At 57.5% G+C, this 18,948-nt stretch carries 21 protein-coding genes and 1 tRNA gene; 6 read left to right on the forward strand and 16 right to left on the reverse strand.

Annotation, left to right across the window (positions count from 1 at the left end; genetic code table 11):
* The 6 genes from Q0X21_RS08220 to ykgO all read right to left on the reverse strand — a co-directional run.
* On the reverse strand, positions 1-532 hold a 532-nt coding region (locus Q0X21_RS08220; protein WP_297851422.1), incomplete at its 3' end, for a ribonucleotide reductase N-terminal alpha domain-containing protein.
* A gap of 68 nt (positions 533-600) precedes the next feature.
* Positions 601-1,125 carry a class Ib ribonucleoside-diphosphate reductase assembly flavoprotein NrdI gene (nrdI, locus tag Q0X21_RS08225; protein WP_297851423.1) on the reverse strand — a complete coding sequence of 175 codons (525 nt, stop codon included), beginning with the start codon at positions 1,123-1,125 and terminating at the stop codon, positions 601-603.
* Between the two features lie 112 nt (positions 1,126-1,237).
* Complete coding sequence (gene nrdH, locus Q0X21_RS08230) at positions 1,238-1,471, reverse strand: glutaredoxin-like protein NrdH (RefSeq protein ID WP_297851424.1); 234 nt, start codon at positions 1,469-1,471, stop codon at positions 1,238-1,240.
* A gap of 478 nt (positions 1,472-1,949) precedes the next feature.
* Positions 1,950-3,953: a VWA domain-containing protein gene (locus Q0X21_RS08235; protein ID WP_297851425.1), complete on the reverse strand. Its 2,004-nt coding sequence runs from the start codon at positions 3,951-3,953 to the stop codon at positions 1,950-1,952.
* 86 nt (positions 3,954-4,039) lie between these two features.
* Entirely contained in the window at positions 4,040-6,046 is a 2,007-nt protein-coding gene (locus tag Q0X21_RS08240; protein WP_297851426.1) for a VWA domain-containing protein, read from the reverse strand.
* Positions 6,047-6,231: 185 nt separating this feature from the next.
* On the reverse strand, positions 6,232-6,354 hold the full coding sequence (ykgO, locus tag Q0X21_RS08245; protein ID WP_005288826.1) for a type B 50S ribosomal protein L36: 123 nt from the start codon (positions 6,352-6,354) through the stop codon (positions 6,232-6,234).
* Between the two features lie 204 nt (positions 6,355-6,558).
* On the opposite strand from ykgO, the gene nadE reads away from it, so the two are divergent.
* Positions 6,559-7,431 carry an ammonia-dependent NAD(+) synthetase gene (gene nadE / locus Q0X21_RS08250; RefSeq protein WP_297851427.1) on the forward strand — a complete coding sequence of 291 codons (873 nt, stop codon included), beginning with the start codon at positions 6,559-6,561 and terminating at the stop codon, positions 7,429-7,431.
* Positions 7,432-7,440: 9 nt separating this feature from the next.
* Here nadE and Q0X21_RS08255 read toward each other — a convergent pair whose 3' ends face one another.
* The 4 genes from Q0X21_RS08255 to Q0X21_RS08270 all read right to left on the reverse strand — a co-directional run bounded on the left by Q0X21_RS08255 (position 7,441) and on the right by Q0X21_RS08270 (position 9,533).
* Entirely contained in the window at positions 7,441-7,836 is a 396-nt protein-coding gene (locus tag Q0X21_RS08255) for a PIN domain-containing protein (protein ID WP_297851428.1), read from the reverse strand.
* A complete protein-coding gene (locus tag Q0X21_RS08260) occupies positions 7,829-8,212 on the reverse strand; it encodes a type II toxin-antitoxin system Phd/YefM family antitoxin (RefSeq protein ID WP_297851429.1) in 384 nt (127 codons plus the stop codon). The genes Q0X21_RS08255 and Q0X21_RS08260 overlap by 8 nt, the downstream gene beginning before the upstream one ends.
* A gap of 75 nt (positions 8,213-8,287) precedes the next feature.
* On the reverse strand, positions 8,288-9,061 hold the full coding sequence (locus Q0X21_RS08265) for a fructosamine kinase family protein (protein ID WP_297851430.1): 774 nt from the start codon (positions 9,059-9,061) through the stop codon (positions 8,288-8,290).
* On the reverse strand, positions 9,042-9,533 hold the full coding sequence (locus Q0X21_RS08270; RefSeq protein WP_297851431.1) for a methylated-DNA--[protein]-cysteine S-methyltransferase: 492 nt from the start codon (positions 9,531-9,533) through the stop codon (positions 9,042-9,044). The genes Q0X21_RS08265 and Q0X21_RS08270 overlap by 20 nt, the downstream gene beginning before the upstream one ends.
* 64 nt (positions 9,534-9,597) lie before the next feature.
* On the opposite strand from Q0X21_RS08270, the gene Q0X21_RS08275 reads away from it, so the two are divergent.
* From Q0X21_RS08275 to Q0X21_RS08285, 3 genes are read left to right on the forward strand one after another with little or no spacing between them, the layout of a single operon-like run.
* Positions 9,598-10,332, forward strand: coding sequence for a hypothetical protein (locus tag Q0X21_RS08275; protein WP_297851432.1), 735 nt, complete (start codon positions 9,598-9,600; stop codon positions 10,330-10,332).
* 18 nt (positions 10,333-10,350) lie between these two features.
* Entirely contained in the window at positions 10,351-10,818 is a 468-nt protein-coding gene (locus tag Q0X21_RS08280) for a hypothetical protein (protein ID WP_297851433.1), read from the forward strand.
* A 16-nt stretch (positions 10,819-10,834) separates the two neighbouring features.
* Positions 10,835-11,371 carry a hypothetical protein gene (locus tag Q0X21_RS08285; RefSeq protein WP_297851434.1) on the forward strand — a complete coding sequence of 179 codons (537 nt, stop codon included), beginning with the start codon at positions 10,835-10,837 and terminating at the stop codon, positions 11,369-11,371.
* 50 nt (positions 11,372-11,421) lie between these two features.
* Here the strand turns inward: Q0X21_RS08285 and Q0X21_RS08290 are convergent.
* From Q0X21_RS08290 to pgm, 4 genes are all read right to left on the reverse strand, one after another.
* A tRNA-Ala gene (locus Q0X21_RS08290) sits at positions 11,422-11,494 on the reverse strand.
* Between the two features lie 87 nt (positions 11,495-11,581).
* Positions 11,582-12,349 (reverse strand): thioredoxin domain-containing protein, encoded by a 768-nt coding sequence (locus tag Q0X21_RS08295; protein WP_297851435.1) that lies wholly within the window; start codon positions 12,347-12,349, stop codon positions 11,582-11,584.
* 47 nt (positions 12,350-12,396) lie between these two features.
* Positions 12,397-12,828, reverse strand: a complete 432-nt coding sequence (locus tag Q0X21_RS08300) for a MauE/DoxX family redox-associated membrane protein (RefSeq protein WP_297851441.1) — start codon at positions 12,826-12,828, stop codon at positions 12,397-12,399.
* A gap of 95 nt (positions 12,829-12,923) precedes the next feature.
* On the reverse strand, positions 12,924-14,582 hold the full coding sequence (pgm, locus tag Q0X21_RS08305) for a phosphoglucomutase (alpha-D-glucose-1,6-bisphosphate-dependent) (RefSeq protein ID WP_297851436.1): 1,659 nt from the start codon (positions 14,580-14,582) through the stop codon (positions 12,924-12,926).
* Positions 14,583-14,702: 120 nt separating this feature from the next.
* Here pgm and Q0X21_RS08310 point away from each other — a divergent pair, with 120 nt between their 5' ends.
* Together Q0X21_RS08310 and Q0X21_RS08315 are read left to right on the forward strand one after the other, a co-directional pair.
* Positions 14,703-15,065 (forward strand): CrcB family protein, encoded by a 363-nt coding sequence (locus Q0X21_RS08310; RefSeq protein WP_297851437.1) that lies wholly within the window; start codon positions 14,703-14,705, stop codon positions 15,063-15,065.
* On the forward strand, positions 15,062-15,505 hold the full coding sequence (locus Q0X21_RS08315; RefSeq protein ID WP_297851438.1) for a CrcB family protein: 444 nt from the start codon (positions 15,062-15,064) through the stop codon (positions 15,503-15,505). Before Q0X21_RS08310 ends, Q0X21_RS08315 begins: the two co-directional genes overlap by 4 nt.
* 4 nt (positions 15,506-15,509) lie before the next feature.
* Here Q0X21_RS08315 and Q0X21_RS08320 read toward each other — a convergent pair whose 3' ends face one another.
* Entirely contained in the window at positions 15,510-18,068 is a 2,559-nt protein-coding gene (locus Q0X21_RS08320; RefSeq protein ID WP_297851439.1) for an ABC transporter permease, read from the reverse strand.
* A complete protein-coding gene (locus Q0X21_RS08325; RefSeq protein WP_297851440.1) occupies positions 18,068-18,835 on the reverse strand; it encodes an ABC transporter ATP-binding protein in 768 nt (255 codons plus the stop codon). The genes Q0X21_RS08320 and Q0X21_RS08325 overlap by 1 nt, the downstream gene beginning before the upstream one ends.
* Between the last annotated feature and the right edge of the window lie 113 nt (positions 18,836-18,948).

An 18,948-nucleotide genomic window follows, 5' to 3' on the forward strand; every position in this document is an offset into this window, starting at 1 on the left:
CGCGCTGCGCCTTACCGGCATTCAGGAAGGTCGGGGTTGCCGGCTGGAAACGACCAGTCATAATCTCGTCAACGAGCGAGGAAGCCAGCTCCTCATTGCCATCCGCGAGGAACAGCGCGGTCATGGACACGCGATCCTCGAAGCGCTCCAGGTAGCGGCGCCCATCAAACGTCTTCAGCGTGTACGAGGTGTAGTACTTGTATGCGCCCAAGAAAGACTGAAAACGGAACTTGTAGGAGTACGCACGCTTGAACGTGGACTTTACAAAATCCCAGTCGTACTTCTCAATCGTCTCCGGCTCGTAGTACTTATTCTCCACCAGGTAATTCATCTTTTCTTCCAGGTCATGGAAGTAGACGGTGTTCTGGTTGACGTGCTGCAGGAAGTACTGATTCGCCGCCTCACGGTCCTTATCAAATTGAATCTGGCCGCTTTCGTCATACAGATTCAAAAGCGCATTCAGCGCGTGAAAATCAAGCTGTTCAGCCTGATTAACGGGCTCAGCAACAGTCTTACCCACGGTGTCGGACACGGTTCATCGGGCCTTTCTCAAGCAGTGGTCAAATAATGAAATTGGAGTTTTGGAACTAATTTTTGTAGCTATACAGCCTGGTAGCGCTCACGCAGACGCGCGAGCCGGATCTGACTATCTGTCTTCTCCGTACGACTCTTTTCAAGCACCTCAAGCTCGTCTGCATCAAGCGGTTCGAGCCCAAGCTTATCGACGCTGGCGACCAAGTTCTCGCGAACCTTCTCCACATCCAGCTCCGAGCCCATCAACTCGAAACGGTAGAGATACGGCACCCCCGTCTTTTCAGCAATAACTTCCCCTGCCTTGCAGAAATCCGGGCCGAAATTCGAATTGCCGGCGGCGATCACACCACGCAGCAATTTCCGATTCGACTCATCATTCAAAAACCGAATGACCTGGACCGGGACCGGACGGGAATTCTCATGCGTGAGCGACACCCCACCGCCGTACGTCGGACACACGAGCACAAAAGGCTTATTCACCTTCAACGGCTCTTCGGTTCGACGCAGCGGGATCCTAGCGCTAGGAAGACCGAGCTTTTCCACAAAACGATGGGTATTGCCCGTCACGGAAGAAAAATAAACGACCAACATGGCGGAGTTGCTGACCTCTACTAAACAGGGTGCTGCGAAAAGCAGCGGATAATGGCTACGGCAAAACGTTAAGCCGCCAACGAAGTGACGGCTTGAAGTTCATGCTGGGCGCTTAAGCTGCGCGCTCCGCGAGCGAGCGGATACGGTCCGGGCGAAAACCAGACCAGTGATCCCCGTCGACCTCCACAACCGGGGCCTGCAGGTAACCCAGCGCCATGACGTAATCACGCGCGGAATCATCCATGGAGATGTCCACGGTGGTGTACTCCAGACCTGCGCGGTCCAAAGCCTTCTTGGTTGCATTGCACTGGACGCATGCTGGCTTGGTGTAGAGAGTGATCGACATAGTTCTCAAGGCTCTTTTCTTCTCAGAGGATGTTCCGGGCTAGTGAGTCTTACCTGGCGGCCCCAGGGGTGCCGCTAGCGCTCGAATCAACTTAAGAGTGGTGCGGCATCGAGCGATGCGCCGCGCCCGCATCCCTTTGGGAGCGAACACCTTGAGACACTATACGTTGTGCCAAAATCTAGCAACTGATACTACATGTAGTAGTTACACGTGTGGTATTCGCAGGATAGGCAGGGGAAATAACCTACATGTAGTTCCGTCACTGCCGTTTACACACGAAAAACGGCTTACACGGGTGGAATTTTCCGCGAAATATTTTCATAACGCCCTCAATACCCTCCACTCCCCCACCCCTTTCAGAGCGGAACGGGCCATGAAACGAAACTAGCCGACTGCCGTCCCCGTCCCACCTCACCATCAATGGTGAAGGGCGAGAGGTTTCAAGCAGTCGACTATCTCCGAAGACTGGTGTAACTATCTACTTCTTATTGCGTCGCAGAACCAAGACCAGAGCCACGAGCGCCGCGATGAGCACAACCACGCCAAGGCCAATGAGCGCCATCACGATCGTGCGCATATTCAGCCCGCCATCGCCGCTATCGCTTGCCTCCTTCGCCTGCGTGGACTCATCAGCCTCGTTCTCGGAGCTCTCCTTCGCACTTTCCATATTCGGTGGCGTATCGCTCGGCTCCGGACCGTCCTTATCCGTCGGGCGCCAGTCCGGGCCATCAGCCTTTTCGCCCTCCACATCAAAGGCGATCTCAAAGGGCTGTTCGACGCCCATGATCTCGTCCTCTTTTCCTTGCGACATCGAGACACCAACGTAGTAGTAGCCAGCATTCGTATTGGAGCGATCCCCCATTGCTTCTTCGCGATTGCGATACTGCGCCACATCACCAACTACCGAGCCCTCAGCCTTGTCGTCGTAGAAGCTCAACGTGGCGTCACCGGCTTTCTCCTTCAGGGGCGAATACAGCCGCACATTAAGGTTGTCGGCAGCCTCACGCTCTGACGCCCCCGTCCGGAGGTTCACCACTGGGCGCTGCCCGTACTCGACCGGAATCTTGTAGAAGCGGTACTCACCGGGAACAAGGGCATCCTTGTACGCACCCGGCTTCACTTCAGCTGCCGAGGAGAATTCCGCACCACCGCGGATGTCCTGGGCACCGTTGAAATCGAGCTTGACCTCTTCGTCGTCATCCGCTTTCCCTGCTGGTTCGGGATAGCCGGCAACCTCAGACTCTTCTGGTGTCGGTTCGAAGTTGATCTCCACTTCGACGTCCACCTTCATATCCGAAGCATCATCGCCCAGAACTTTGTCTTGCAGGAAGTAGATCTCGTCCCCAACGGTCCAATGATCCAGGTCGCACTCTCCGCTGGATTTCTCAGGATCGATCACGCGTACCGACGCCTCCGGCGGCAGATATGCCGAACCGTAGGTCAGGCCGACCCCCATATCCGATGCCAAAGCAGTTCCGCACGATTCGTTCTTATTCAGCAAGTCATCGGCGGCGATATGAACATCCGATGTACGCGCTCGCCCCGATGACGCACGCTCCGGGATGAGGGTAGTGGTCACAATCGCCTGGTGGCCCTCCGGGATCGCAAGATTGAAGTAGCGTTTCTTCGTCTCATCACCCGGCTCCTTCTTCACCGGGGCATCGACCGTCGTGTGGTAGCGGCCTTCGCCGAGCCACTTAGCATCTTCCGGGGTATCCGAATACTCAAACTCCGTACCCGCCGTCTGATACGTCTGCGCATCACGCTGAGCCAAAAACTTCAACGACTCCGCCAAAGACCCAGCATCATCCGCCTCCAAAAACTCACCCCCACCAGCAGAAGCCACACACTCCAACTCCTTACTGGCCTCCTCATCAGTCTTAAACCCAACCGTATGAATAGTCAGATCAAAACCATCACCAGCCAACTCCTTAGCCACCTCACACACCGGCGGCGGAGCACACGTATCAATCCCATCCGAGACCAAAATGATCGACCGCTCCCCCTCATCACCAAGCTCCTCAGCAGCAGCCCGCAACGCATTACCAACCGGGGTATACCCCTTCGGCGTCATCTGATCAATCTTGGCCTTCATCTCAGACTTATCCAGCTTCCCCACCGGAACCAAAGTCTCAATATCCCGACACCCAGCATCACGATTATCCGGCGCATTCGACTCACGCATCCCATACGCCAACAACCCCAAATTCGCTGTCTCCGGCAACGAATCCACCAAATCACGCGACGCCTCCTTCGCCGCATCCATACGCGAACCACCACCAACGTCCTCCGCCTCCATTGAGCCGGAAGCGTCGATGATCAAAGCAGCCTTATTGTCACCAGCACCGCCACCGCTTTTGCCAGCATCATCATCGTTCTGCGCCAAGGCGGCACCCGGAGCCATCAAGCTCCAGACCGCCAAGAATGCAGCGACGAACAAAACTGAGAGAAAACTAAAAGAGATTCTGCGTGTTTGATTCATGAGATTGACTTAGAGGTAGGAAACAAATGTGTGAGCCACACCATACTTGATATAAGTGAATCGGCAGTTAATAAAAACTGCCGTTTTTATCGGCGGCGCAACATTGCGATCAATGCAGCGATCGCACCGATCAGCACCAGCGCGGCAACGCCCATCGCTGCGATCACAATGGTCCGGGTGCTCAGTCCACCATCGTCAGTTTCTTCTTGCGCCTGAGCCTCCGCTTCGTCCGACATGTCTTCGTCGTCCTTGTCCGAGCCTGTGCCCTTCTCGTCCTGCGGAGTATCACTTGGTTCCGGGCCATTCTTATCCGTCGGACGCCAGTCCGGGCCGTCAGTCTTCTCACCGACCGCGTCGAAAGCGATCTCGAAAGGCTGCTCCACGCCCATGACCTTGTCCTCGTCCCCCTGTGGCATACCAAGCCCCACGTAGTAGTAGCCGGCATTCGCCTGGTCATCACCGGCAACACCAGAATCCCTATTCCGGTATTGGATCACGTTGCCTGCCAACTGCGCTTCAGGACGAGTTGACTCAAACTTGATGTTCTGGCGGAATGGCGAATAGAGCATCGGCGACAGATTCCCTAGTCCGTCATCCTGAGTGTCATACGACCGGTAGCTGAATACCGGTCGCTGCCCGTATTCCACTGGAATCTTGTAATAGCGGTATTCACCAGGAACGATCGCATCTTTGTACGCGCCTGGTTTCACTTCAACTGCCTCGGAAAAGCTGGTGCCACCCTTGATCTGCTGCGCACCATCAAAATCTAATTCAGGGCCATCTTCATGGTCGTTCTGCTGCCCGTCTGGATATTTGGCCACTTCGGCCTCATCTGGAATCGGTTCGAAGTGGATGACTACCTCGACATCGACCTCTTCCTCATTTCCGCCCTGTCCTTCTTTAGTGGTCTCAAACGAGATCTTGTCAGGAATGGTCCAATGCTGACTGCAGCCTCGAGCTTCATCCACCGGAGTGATCCTCCTGATCAAAGGTTCCGGCATCCAATTAGCACCACCGCTTGTTTTTCCGTCAACATCGGTGGCTGCACCGCCGTAACTGCCTTTACACTTCTCTACTTCGTTGATCGCATCGACTCGGTGCGCAACGAACTTGGCGTCGCGGGCACGCCCTGAAGTCGCACGCTGGGGAAGCACCGTCGTGGAGATCATCGCGTTGTGACCTTCAGGCACAGCGACCTTGTAGTAGCCCGCTTCGACCTCATCACCCGGCTTGCTCTGCAGTTTCGCATTCACCTTGGTGTGGTAGCGGCCTTCGCCGAGCCACTTAGCATCTTCCGGGATATCCGAATACTCAAACTCCGTACCCGCCGTCTGATACGTCTGCGCATCACGCTGAGCCAAAAACTTCAACGACTCCGCCAAAGACCCAGCATCATCCGCCTCCAAAAACTCACCCCCACCAGCAGAAGCCACACACTCCAACTCCTTACTGGCCTCCTCATCAGTCTTAAACCCAACCGTATGAATAGTCAGATCAAAACCATCACCAGCCAACTCCTTAGCCACCTCACACACCGGCGGCGGAGCACACGTATCAATCCCATCCGAGACCAAAATGATCGACCGCTCCCCCTCATCACCAAGCTCCTCAGCAGCAGCCCGCAACGCATTACCAACCGGGGTATACCCCTTCGGCGTCATCTGATCAATCTTGGCCTTCATCTCAGACTTATCCAGCTTCCCCACCGGAACCAAAGTCTCAATATCCCGACACCCAGCATCACGATTATCCGGCGCATTCGACTCACGCATCCCATACGCCAACAACCCCAAATTCGCTGTCTCCGGCAACGAATCCACCAAATCACGCGACGCCTCCTTCGCCGCATCCATACGCGAACCACCACCAACGTCCTTTTCAGACATCGACCACGATCCGTCAATCACCAGCGCAGCCTTGCTGTCTACGGTCGCTTCCGCAGATTCAGAAGAATCTGCCTTCGAAGTACTGGATGCATCACTCTCACGCTGTGCTGCAGCGTCGCCCGGGGCGATGACACTCCACACGGCCAGAAGAGCAACGACAAAAAGGAATGAAATGAAGCTCAAGGAGAATGTGCGCGTTGTTTTCATGTTCCTGTAGGTGGTCGGGGACAGATATTCGGTGCCCAGAAAATAACTTTTGTGAGTAAACCTACGGTGAACATTGCGCGCCATTTGTGTTACGTGTCACATGCCTCCCGCCTTCCTCGCACAAAACGCCCCCGCCGCGAGCATTTGAGCTCTGTGCGACGGGGGCGCTATTAAAGATCTGTGTTTTAGCCCTGACGAGCCTTGAAACGCGGATCCTTCTTGTTGATCACGTAGACCTTGCCGTGACGGCGGACAACCTGAGCGCCCGGCTTGTTCTTCAGCGACCGAAGGGACTTACGGACCTTCATCGGGCGCTCCTTTCTACTCGTTCATCTATCCGAGCAATCACCGCGTTGCATCATCAATTTGAGCAGGTGACGGTAATCATTCGTTCTTCCTGCGGCGCACCATGACATGGCGCTGCCGTTCAACGGGGATCAATGCTACCTGACGTGACCAGCAGCACCAAAACGGCCGAAGCTTATCGGCCTTTCCGCGCTACGATAGCGGGCATGTCCATCCAGTCCGACAGCACCCCTGAGAATCCTTCCCATGACACGATTGGCGCGACGCAGCGGGAGATCATCGAAACGCTCGGCGTGAAGCCCGTCATCGCTCCCGCCGGCGAGATTGCCCGGCGCGTGGATTTCCTCGTGGATTATCTGGCCAAAACTGGGGCGAAAGGCTACGTCCTAGGCATTTCGGGCGGACAGGATTCAACGTTGGCAGGCAAGCTCGCGCAGCTCGCCGTTGAAAAGACCCGCGAGCAGGGGCGCGAGGCCACATTTGTTGCGGTGCGTCTCCCCCACGGCGTCCAGGCGGACGAAGACGATGCGCAGCTCGCGCTCGAATTCATCCAGCCGGATCAGCGCGTCACCGTGAATATTGAGCCCGCCACGACCGCGCTCGCAGCCGAGGTCGCCGACAGCCTCGACGAGGAGCAGCTCGGCGATTTCAATAAGGGCAACGTTAAGGCTCGTATGCGCATGATCGCGCAGTACGCGATCGCCGGGGAGCGTGGCCTCCTTGTTGTGGGTACGGACCACGCAGCAGAAAATGTCACTGGCTTCTTCACCAAATTCGGCGATGGCGCCGCGGACCTCGTACCGCTCGCTGGATTGAACAAGCGCCAGGGCGCGCAACTTCTCGCCCACCTCGACGCCGACAAGCGCCTGTATGAGAAGGTACCCACCGCCGATCTTGAAGAGGACCGCCCCGCGCTCCCCGATGAAGAAGCGCTCGGCATCACCTACGCCGACATCGACGATTACTTAGAGGGCATGCTTATCGACGCCTCCGCTGCCCAGCGCCTCGAACACCTCTGGACGGTCGGCCAGCACAAGCGGCACCTGCCACCCGGCCCGGCAGAAACCTGGTGGCTTTAGCTTCCACCCTTATGAATAAGGGTGAAGCACTTTTGCGCCGGCAGAACTAGCTGCCTCCGCCAACCTGCGGTCCGCTGTCACAAACGCACTGTCGATACCTTGAGCTTTCAGGTAAAGCCATGTTCCAACGTGAATTGCGTCCAAAGACTTCACCTGTGGTGTCGCAGTCTTAGCCCATTCAATAGTTTCTCGATTTAAGCCAACGACTAAGAGTTGCTCGATAATTTCATTGGCCAAGCTCCGCGGAAGCTTTTCACGATCCACAAACCGAGTTAGCTCCACCTCGGTAATTATCGAGCTAATCAACTTCGCCCCAGCAAGAGATTGAAGCGACCATCGCGTGAAGCGATCCGAAAATCGAGCCGAGATGAGGACGGAAGTGTCGACATAAAGAAGGTCACTCATATGCGACCGCACCGTCATTACGCGAAGCCGAGGGACGCCCCAATAGCTCATCCATCCATGACTCATCCTGTTCCTCGTCACGGAACTCTTCGACCGTTGTTCTAACCCCTTCGATAGGTTCCCAATCGGCCTCAAAGCGCCTTGCGTGACCGGACACAACCCCCAGCTCCTGCAGTCGATCCAAAGCGGTTTTCTGCGCTACGGGATGCAGCTCAGCAACAGGCTTCCCACGATCTGTGACGGTGAGTGACGTCCCACCTTCAACCACATGATCAATGACAGACCTTGTCTTTTGATTCAGTTCACGCATAGAAACGGTCCCCCTAGCCCCGATACTTTCCTTAAGGTCTTCCAGTTTCTTCTCTACTTCGCTCACCACAGACCCCTAACAGAATGTAGTACATGTACTACAAACCGACCCTACCTGCACCGTCGACTACCGTCAACGGCATTAGCCGAGGACGTGCAGCGTCTCCTCCGCCGCACGGACCAGCGCCGATCCGTAGCTAGGGCCGTGAGTGTAGGCGTGGACTGCGAGCGGGTGCAGTTGGTGGATCGGGATGCGTCGCGCCCAATCGCCACCGGATGCAGAACCGAGGGTGCCGCCGGCGGCAAGGTAGCCGTCGATAAGCGAATGAAGGTGCGGTGCTCCGAAAAGCTCGAGCATGGCAATGTCCGTCAGCGGGTGCCCGCCGTGCGCTGCCGGATCAATGAACCTCGGGCCGGCTGTGGAAAATAGCAGGTTGCCCGCCCATAAATCACCGTGAATGCGCGCGAGCGGGGCGTCCTCGTCCTCAGCGAGCAGCGCTTCGCACGCACGTCGAACTATTTCCAGCCCTACTGCATCGAGGTTCCCGCGCCGGTGAGCTTTTTCGGCGAACGGCAGGACGCGTTGCTTGGTGTAGAACTCCGCCCAACGCACGGTGGGCGTGCATTCTTGCTGCGCGCGACCAATGAAATTGGGCCCATCCCAGCCATCTGCGGGAGCACCGAATGCGCCAGCGCCCATCGCGTGAATCGCAGCGAGTTCACACCCCGCCTCTTTCGCGGCGTCAACGGTCGGGCGTGCACTGTCGACACGCTCGACGGTGACAGTGTTGGCAGCCTCATCGAGGTCAAGGACCTCCACCACCGCGTCCGACCCCTCGCGCAACCACCGCAAATACGCTGCTTCCGCGGCTGCAGCACCCGGCGCGCTGCCCTGTTTAACGAACACGTGCGACATCAAAGCCCTCCAATTCGAGTAGGAAACGCTTCGCTTCGGTCCCGCCACGGTAACCACCAAGCGCACCGTCTGCACGCAGCACGCGGTGGCAAGGAATCAACAACGGCAATGGGTTATTCGCGCATGCTCCACCCACGGCACGCACGGCCTTCGCGTTGCCGACCCTGCTGGCAAGTTCACCGTACGAGGTGGTTTCACCGAATGGGACGCACGCTAATTCACGCAGCACATCGGCACGGAAATCAGTGACAAAACGGAAATCAAATGGAACAGTGAACTCCCGCCGCTCCCCTTCGAAATACTCGGCCAATTCACGTGCGGCGAACGGAATGTCCTGCGCTGGCGCGATGCGATCCCGCTCCGCATCAATTCCATCTACCTCAAAGAGGACCTTGGCCACACCAACAGCGGAGGTCACCACAGCGAGCCTGCCGATGGGCGATGAAAACTCACAGAACCGCAGTTCGTTCATAAACCTCAGCGTATCGCTTCTTCCCCCACCGCGTCCGAGGGAAAAAATTGTTAGCGTGGCAAACATGAGCCAGAAGAAAGTAACCCGCGCCACAGTTGCTGCACTCGCGACCGCAGCCTTTGCGCTTTCCGCATGCACTGCTGGCGAACCTGGAGATGACGCTGCCCTCTCCACCATGCCCACCACATCGGAGACGGAAACATCTACCGAATCTGACACCGAATCGGAGACGACCAGCGAGGACGAGACAACCACAACACCGACAAGCAGTTCTTCTGATGATGAGTCCAGCGATGATCTAAACCGCTACGACGGCTACTTCATCCATGACTTCTACACCGCGCTGCACCAGCTGCCCGACCTGGAGGTGAAAAGCGGTGAGAGCGACCCCGATGAATATCGGGTGAAGGCTGAGCTGCTCAATGACGAAGAATCCCTCCGCGTCATCAGCTACATCTACGTTCCCAGCGTGAACGGCAAGCGCGAAGCCATTACCTCCCCCTCCGATGAGGGGTTCAAGCAAGCAAAGTCCAGCGCAGTCAAGGTCTTCACCGACGAAGGCGATACTTACGACGAGACCGAATACGAGACCGACAATTTCAAATGGCAATGCATTGAAGGCACCAACACCCAGGGCGGGAATATCGATTACTCGATTTGCATCACTCACTTCGCCGGTCGCCTCGTCGAAGCACACCGCCTTATCCTCAGCGAAGATCGCGATGACAGCGACAAGGATTTAGACAAGCTCCTGCAAGATTTCGACGACGCCATCTCCAATATGGAAAAACGCGGCTAACCAGTAAAAGAGGTCACCATGTTCTCCTTTTTCAAGAAGAAGCAGCCCGAACAAACTACTATCGCCGAACACGTGTCGGCACCCACATTCGACTACACTGCACAGATTCCACAAGGCTGGGAGCTGCTTATCGACGGCGAAAACCCCACCCCCATCCTTTCCTACTCCCAGATCCGGTCTGCCATGCAGCAGTTGGAGGAGTGGAGCTTCCTCGTTGTCCAGAAAACCGGCGATAGTTCCGTGAGTGCCCAGGCTCTCTCGATCGGCCAGAATTTTTACCGAGCGGAAGTGCTCGTTGATGAAGAACCGTTGGCCTACGGGATCCCTTTAAAGAAGGGAGCCAAGCACGGGCACGGCGAGACCGGCATCGATGACGCTGCACTGGTTCTATGCACCTTCATCCGTGACGACGGAGCTGTCCCACAATTTCCCCACCTCGTGGCCTCCCGCGCAGACACCAGCTCCTATTCCTTCGGCGGCTGGTAACTACTGGAGGTTTAAGATGTTTTCCTTCTTCAACAAGAAACGCCCCCAGGACGATTCCCCCGCACCAGCAGCGGAGGCCCCGCCCTTCGATTACAGCGCCCCAGTGCCGGAAGGCTGGGGTTTGCTGCTCACGGGCAATCTTTTTGAATGGGAGCGGGCAACTCCCATCGAATCCTTTGGGCAGGTCCGCCAGGTCGTTGAGAGTCGCACTATTGAGGACGGCTCATTCTCCATCATCAACACAGTTAAGATGCCACCGGATGAAAAGGCGATCTTCAAAGCACGTTTTGATGGCAGCCTGCCGTGGCGCGCACACGCCACACTGCGAGCACCAGGTCAGTGGAAGATCGCCATCGACGACAACCAGAAACGGATGCTCCAGTTTGGTGAACCGTGGTTGGGCACTAAATCGCACCCCCTGGTTAGCACGGAGAATGCGACCTTGATTCTGTGCTCATTCCTACGTGGTGACGGAACGCTCCCTGATCTTCCACACCTGCTCACTTCACGCCCGAAACCGGACGACACTCTCTCAGGGCCACTGTACTTCTAACCCTCAATAACAAAGCTGCCCCGCCATCAGGCGGGGCAGCTTTCATCTTGTGGAGCTAACGGGATTCGAACCCGTGACCCCCACACTGCCAGTGTGGTGCGCTACCAACTGCGCCATAGCCCCGTTGTTCCAGCGGTTACCCGCTGAAACGACTTCGATCAATATACACCGGCACGCGAGCGAGACCCAAATCGCCCGCATCCAGGGTTTTTAGGCGCCGAGCAGGTCGTTAATCCAGTTCTCGAGCGGGTTGGATTCGACATCCTTGCCGTCGACAAGCACGCGCGGGGAGGAAAGCTCGCCGGTCTTTTCCTGCAGGTCTGCCTCGTTGGCTTCGCCGATTTCCTTCGCCTTGTCCTCGTACTCGCCGCTGCGGATGGCATTGACTGCATCGCCAGATGCACCGAAGTCCTTCGCCATGTCAGCAAGGGTGTTCGCGTCAGCGCTGCCGTACAGGCTCTGCTGCTCCTCGAGCAGCGCCTTACGCAGGTTCCAGTACGCCTCAACCTCGCCCTTGTCAGCCAAAGCCAGAACTGCAGCAGTAGCGCGGGTGGAGTGGCCCTTGCTGTAACGCTCACCAGTGCCGTCCAGGAAGACCATCGGGTGGATCTTCACCGTCAGCTCGCCCGCCTGGATCTTCTCCAGCATCTGATCATCGGTCTTCTCTGCGAGGTCTGCACAGTAGCTGCACGAGAAGTCCTCGTAGATCGCAGCTTCCTTCGCGCCTTCGCTGCTTTCACCAGCAAGCTCGATGGTGTTATCAGCCAGCGTCATAGTCACACCTTCGACCGGCTGCGTTTTTTCTGCGATGCGCTCAGACTGAGCACCACGCCCGTTGTACACGATCAAACCGATCACCAGAGCGCCGATGGCGAGCAGTGCGCCCAGCGCAATCCAGAAACCTTTATTGCCAGACGACGCCGGGTTGGACACCGTCGTCGAACCCTTCGGCTTCTTCGAGGTGGAAGAGGAAGTCACAGTGGATCACCTTAAATATCTCAGTTGGGCTGTTTCACAAGGAAAGTTTACGGATACAGCGCGAATTTCTTAAACGGACGATAAATCATGAACAACGTCACCGCGATGAAGCCGATATCGCGCGCAATCGCCCACAGCAGATCGGCTCCGGTGCTGTCGGGTTTCGGCCCGAAGCATCCGCAGTCAATCTGCAGGCCGCGGCTGTATGCGGAGGCCAGTCCAATGATGAAAAGCACAAGCACACCGATGGAGACCCACCCGGCCGGCCGGAGTTTGATTCCGAGCAGCAGGATGAGCCCGCCAGCGATTTCCGCGGGGCCAATGATCGTGGCCAGCAGATTCGACCAGTGCTCTGTGAAAATTTCGTAGGCTTCAATGCTCTGCATCACCGTCATGTGATTGCCGAGCTTGGTCGAGCCCGAATAAATCCACAACGCAGCAAGGCCGAAGCGTGCGAGGGCTGAAAGCACGTCGAGCATGCTTATCGACGCCTGCCCATTCTCCTTTGTTGTCACCTCACCGACTTTAGCCGAGCCGATACTTACCAAGGAAGATTTATTCGGTGAGGCCTGCGTCACTTCCCAAGGACCGCCGAGACCACATCCTGTGCTTCTTTTTGCACCTGCTTCAGGTGATCTTCGCCCTGGAAAGACTCAGCGTAAATCTTGTACTTATCCTCCGTGCCGGACGGACGTGCAGCGAACCAGGCATTAGCTGTGGTGACCTTCAAGCCACCAATTGCAGCACCGTTGCCCGGAGCTTCGGTGAGCTTCGCGGTGATTTCATCGCCAGCCAGAGTGGTTGCGGTGACCTGCTCCGGGGAGAGCTTCTTCAACGTAGCTTTTTGTTCACGGTTCGCCTCCGCATCAGTACGCGCGTAGACCGGCGCACCGAACTGAGCCTCGAGCTCCGCGTAGCGCTGCGATGGGGTCTTCCCCGTCACGGCGGTGATCTCAGCGGCGAGCAGGTCCATGATCAGGCCGTCCTTGTCGGTCGACCACACAGTGCCATCTTTACGCAGGAAGGACGCACCAGCGGATTCTTCGCCACCGAAACCGACCGAGCCGTCAATAAGCCCTGGCACGAACCACTTGAAGCCAACTGGCACCTCGACGAGCTTGCGACCCAGCGATGCTACAACGCGGTCAATCATCGAGGAAGACACAAGTGTCTTGCCCACAGCCGTCTCCGCACCCCAGCCATCGCGATGCGCGAATAGGTACTCAATGGCCACGGCGAGGTAGTGGTTCGGGTTCATCAGCCCCGCATCTGGTGTGACGATGCCGTGACGGTCCGCATCCGCATCATTGCCCGTAGCGATGTCGTACTTATCGCGGTTGGCCACCAGGCTGGCCATCGAATTCGGTGAGGAGCAGTCCATGCGGATCTTGCCGTCCGTATCCAGCGTCATGAACCGCCAGGTCGCATCAACGGTCGGGTTGACCACCGTCAGATCGATCTTGTGAGCCTCCGCGATCGCACCCCAGTAGTCCACGCTTGCCCCGCCCATGGGGTCCGCACCAATGCGCAGACCTGCATTGCGGATCGCCTCGATGTCCACGACATTCGGCAGATCCGCAACGTAGTTATCCATGAACGGGTGCTTGCCAGCACGCTCGTCGAGCACACCACTCACCGGGGTCCTTTTCACACCTTCGAGCCCCTTGGCCAGGTAGTCATTCGCTCGCTTGGCAATCCAATCCGTCGCATCAGTATCCGCCGGACCACCTGATGGCGGGTTGTATTTGAAGCCACCATCGCGCGGTGGATTGTGGGACGGAGTGATCACGATGCCATCTGCACGCTTCGGGTCCGTCCCCGTCACGCCACCTGAAAGCTTCGCATTGTGCGCCAAGATCGCGTGCGAGACGGCAGGGGTTGGGGTGTAGCGCCCCGCAGCGTCGACAAGCACTGCGATGTCATTGGCGATGAGAACCTCAAGCGCGGAGACCATCGCTGGCTCAGACAACGCGTGCGTATCGCGACCAATGTAGACGGGACCGCCGATGGAATTCTCGCGGCGGTAATCCACGATCGCCTGCGTCGTCGCCCAGATGTGCTGCTGGTTGAACGCATTGTCCAAACTCGACCCACGGTGACCCGACGTACCGAATGCCACCTGCTGGTCCGGATTAGCCGGATCAATATCGCGGGTGTAGTACGCGGTGACCACCTCGGCGATATCGATGAGATCCTCCGGGCGTGCTAACTGTCCTGCGCGTTCGTGCGCCATGGTTGCTCCTTGTGAGTCAATGCGGGTCCCTTTCAACCCTATCTTCCCCCTGTTTCGGTTCCGCTGCCACGCGTAGTGCCTATTAGCAGCGATAAACAGCCGTGAGCTACCGTGAAAAGCGTGTTCAACACAGCACTCAAAGAAGGCCTCGCGATCGGTTTCGGCGCGTCTTTTGGCGCGCTCGCCCGCTTCGCCTTCACTCCCCTGATCGCGCCGGAGCCGCCGTCGGAGATCGTCATCATCTTCATGATCAACTTCATCGGCTGCTTCCTCATGGGACGCTTCGATCCTGGCCCGTTCTGGGGCCGCGGCATGATCGGCGGCTTCACCACGTTTTCCGCTGTGTCATTCCTAGCGATGCAATCGAGCGCTTTCATCGCGCTCGTGTACATGGCTAGCACCATGATCGTTGGCATCGCCGCATGGGAAATGGGCGACGCTTTACGACGTCATCGTGCCCGCCCCCAGGAGGTGAACCCATGACTCCCCGCACCCCGCAATACCAGGGCCCGGAAGGCGTTGTTGGCAGCCACCTATTGGAAGCACTAAGCACCGGTGACGGTCTCCGCACAGTTTTCCTGCTCTTTGTCCTCGTCGGTTTCGGCGCATTCTTAGGAGGCCTGACCCGCTCAGCATTGAGCACTCTGCTGCCCGGCCGAGTAGGTACCTTCGCCGCGAATATGGTCGGTTCCGCCGCCGCAGGATTCTCCGCCGCACTGCCTGTGCTGTGGCCCGCGTTTCTCGGTGCCGGGTTCGCCGGTGCAGTGTCCACGTTGTCCACGATGACGAAAGAGCTCGGCGGGATGATCGCGAAGAAGCAGTGGTGGCCGCTTCTCCGCTATATCCTGCTCACCTGCGCAGTGGGTATCGCAGCCGCATGGTTCGGTTTGAAATACGGGCTACGCGTTGTCGCTGGATTCTAGCTATCTATTCTGCGATCGCGTCCAACGGTGGCGTCTTCGCCGCACGCTGCGCCGGCCACAACGCGGCAATGATGCCAACGAGTACTGAGCCAACGAGCATCACGCCAATCATCGTCCACGGATAGGCAATATTTTCCAGCCCCTGGTCAGCCATAACCTTGAGGAAGGCCCAGCCGAGCAATAAACCAGTCGCCACACCGAGCAGCGCACCGAAGACTGCGATCTGTACAGATTCCAGAATGATCATCGTGCGCACCTGCCCACGCTGTGTGCCCACCGCGCGCAACATGCCGATCTCCTGGCGGCGTTCAATCACCGACAGCGTCAACGTATTGATGATGCCCAAAATCGCGATCACCACCGCCAACGACAACAGTGCATAAAGGACGTACAGCATCTGGTTGATCATCTGCTGCGCCTCGCCACCGAGATCCTCGGGTGAGCGGACCTGCACCACGATGTCATCGTGCACAGCTGCCTCGAGGTTGGCTCGCAATTCATCCACGCTCACAGAACCGTCACCGTTCACACCAACCATGAGCACCTTGAGGTTCTCAGGTGGCAGGATCTGCTCCACTGTCTTTTGCGACAGCACCCAGGACGCAAAGATATTTGAGTCCTCGAACAGCCCAGTCACCGTAGCTTCCGCCTCTGGTGCGCTTTCCCATCCAGGTGCTGCGATGGTCACCTTGTCCCCGACTTCCACGCCCTTTTCCGCGGCGAGGGAAGTGGGAAGGAGAACGCCGCCGTCGATAAGCGAAGAACTACCTTGCGTCATGTTGAGTGTGACAAGCTCGCCCGGGTCACCCGAGATGACATCCGTTGCTCCGATAGGGCCGAATTGTTTGCCGAATTCCCCATTCACCGTCACGCGCGCCTGCGTGTATGAGACGACCTCGCCAGAACCGTCGACCTCCTTGACGCGCTCCGGCAGGTCGTTCGGGATGGGGAATGTGCCTAGCTGTGGCCCCTGCAGCACCATGTCCGCATCGACTTCGTTTTCCAGGACGTCGTCGACTGAGCGCTCCATCGTGGAACCCAGCATGCCGATCGCCGTCACCAACGCAATGCCGAGCATGAGCGCGAAAGCGGTTGCCGAGGATCGACGCGGATTGCGCTTCGAATTCGTTGCCGCGAGGGAACCCATCGAACCAAAAGGCGCACCGATAATGCGCCCCAAAACTGGCACGATCGGCAACGACAATGCCGGACCGGCGAGGAAAAGACCGACGATCACGCACACCGCGGCCGCACCGATAAGGACTGCGCGACGGCTCGTAGAACCGTCGTCCCACATCACACCCCAAGCCAGAAAGCCAGCGCCCGCAGCGAGCAGCAAACCGCCGAACACCGTGCGTGCAATGAGTGGCTGTGGCGTTGCGGTCTCGCTCGAGCGCATCGCCTCCACCGGCTGGACACGACCAGCGCGACGAGCAGGAGCCCACGCAGACAACACCGTCACAATGACACCGACAACAATCGGCACAGCAACAGCACTGACGGACAAACCCGAGCCAACACCCGACAAACCCATTCCCTGGGCCTCCATGACCGCGCGGATCACCGCGACAAGACCGGCTCCCGCCACGACGCCCAACACAGAGCCCAGCAAACCAACGAGCAAAGATTCCATCACGACCGAACGCGTAATCTGCCCCTTCGATGCACCAAGAGCACGCAGCAAAGCAAATTCCTTGGTCCGCTGGGCCACGATCATCGAGAACGTATTAGCAATCAAAAACGTGCCCACCAGCAGACCAACCAGGCCAAAGGCTGTTAAGAAATAGCTGATGAAGCTCAGACCCTGCCTGATCTGCTTCGACATATCTTCAGCAGCCACGACGCCCTCTTTGACAGAGACATCATCATGCTCAGCTACAAGGTGATCCTTGAGCTGGGCTGGCGTGATGCCATCAGCAGCTTCGAGTACAAGTCCGGGAACGTAACGCCCATTGGTGTAGAACTCCAAGAAAGCGCTCTCCGGCACCTTCAACATGAGGGACGCGCCGCGGTCCAGCTCATCTGAATACAGGCCCGTCACCGTCATTTCGTGACGGGCTTCCGGGTCCACGACGATGATCTTTTCACCGACGCTGATGCCGTACTTCTCCGCCCCAGCCGCATTGAGCAGTACCTCTCCAGGTTTCGTCGGCTCCGCGCCTTCCGCAATCTGAATGGGTTCGCCCACAGCAGCATCAGCCGGGTAGTACAAACTCACCCGCGACTCGCCCGCGCCGGTTTGAATCGCATTCGCGTCGGCATCTGCCACGACAACAGCTTCCGAGCCATCCACCGCTACGCGCGCGACCTGCGGATCAGCCTTGAGCTCCTCCCGCAATTCCGCCGGCACGACAGACTTCCCCTCGGCCGGCTGCACTACGACATCAATATCGTCGTAGCGGCTAGCCACAGCCGAGTCGAAAGTGCGCTCAAGCATATTCGTGAACATCAACGAGCCTGAGATGAACGCAGTGCCCAACACGACAGCCAGCACTGTCAAGGCCAATCGCAGTTTGTGGGCACCGATATTTCGCACCGACACCTTCGTCATCGCGCCAGCCATTAGCCCTCGATTCCGCTCATCGTCGACAGAATCTTCTCCATCGTGGGCGCCTGCAGCTCATCGACAATATTGCCGTCCGCGAGGAAAACCACACGGTCCGCATACGAAGCTGCCCGAGCATCGTGCGTAACAATCACCACGGTCTGCTCATCCCCATCGACGGCCGCGCGCAGAATCTCCAGCACCTCCCGCGAAGAATTCGAATCCAGGTTGCCAGTCGGCTCATCTCCGAAAATGATTTCCGGACGACTGACCAGCGCACGAGCACACGCCACACGCTGCTGCTGCCCACCGGACAATTCACTCGGACGGTGCCTCAAACGTTGCGCAAGACCAAGACGCTGCGTGATCTCTTCAAACCACGCACGATCAACCTTTCTACCCGCAATATCAGCAGGCAACGTGATATTTTCCTCAGCCGTCAAAGTAGGAACAAGATTGAAGGACTGAAAAATGAAACCAAGGCGGTCACGTCGCAGCGCAGTGAGTTCTTTCTCATTCAACGTGGCCAAATCAGTCCCGCCGATCTCAACCGAACCAGCATCAAATGAGTCCAACCCAGCCATCGTGTGCATCAGCGTTGACTTGCCAGAACCGCTCGGCCCCATGATCGCGGTGAACTGGTGGCGCGGGAATTCGTAGCTCACCCCATCCAGAGCTGTCACCTTCGTATCCCCCTGCCCATAGGTCTTCACCAAACTCACCGCACGAGCAGCAAAAGCATTTCGCTTATCGACGACACCATCCCCCACCGAATGCTTCCCCATCTTGAACGCTCTCCTTTAACCGGCACACAAATAAGTCAACCTGAAACAGTGTACGGAACGGGTTAAGGGGCAAAAAGTGTGTCCGGAATCGCGGATTTTTAGGGATTGACCTG

It is taken from the genome of uncultured Corynebacterium sp. (assembly GCF_947253065.1).
Classification (GTDB): domain Bacteria; phylum Actinomycetota; class Actinomycetes; order Mycobacteriales; family Mycobacteriaceae; genus Corynebacterium.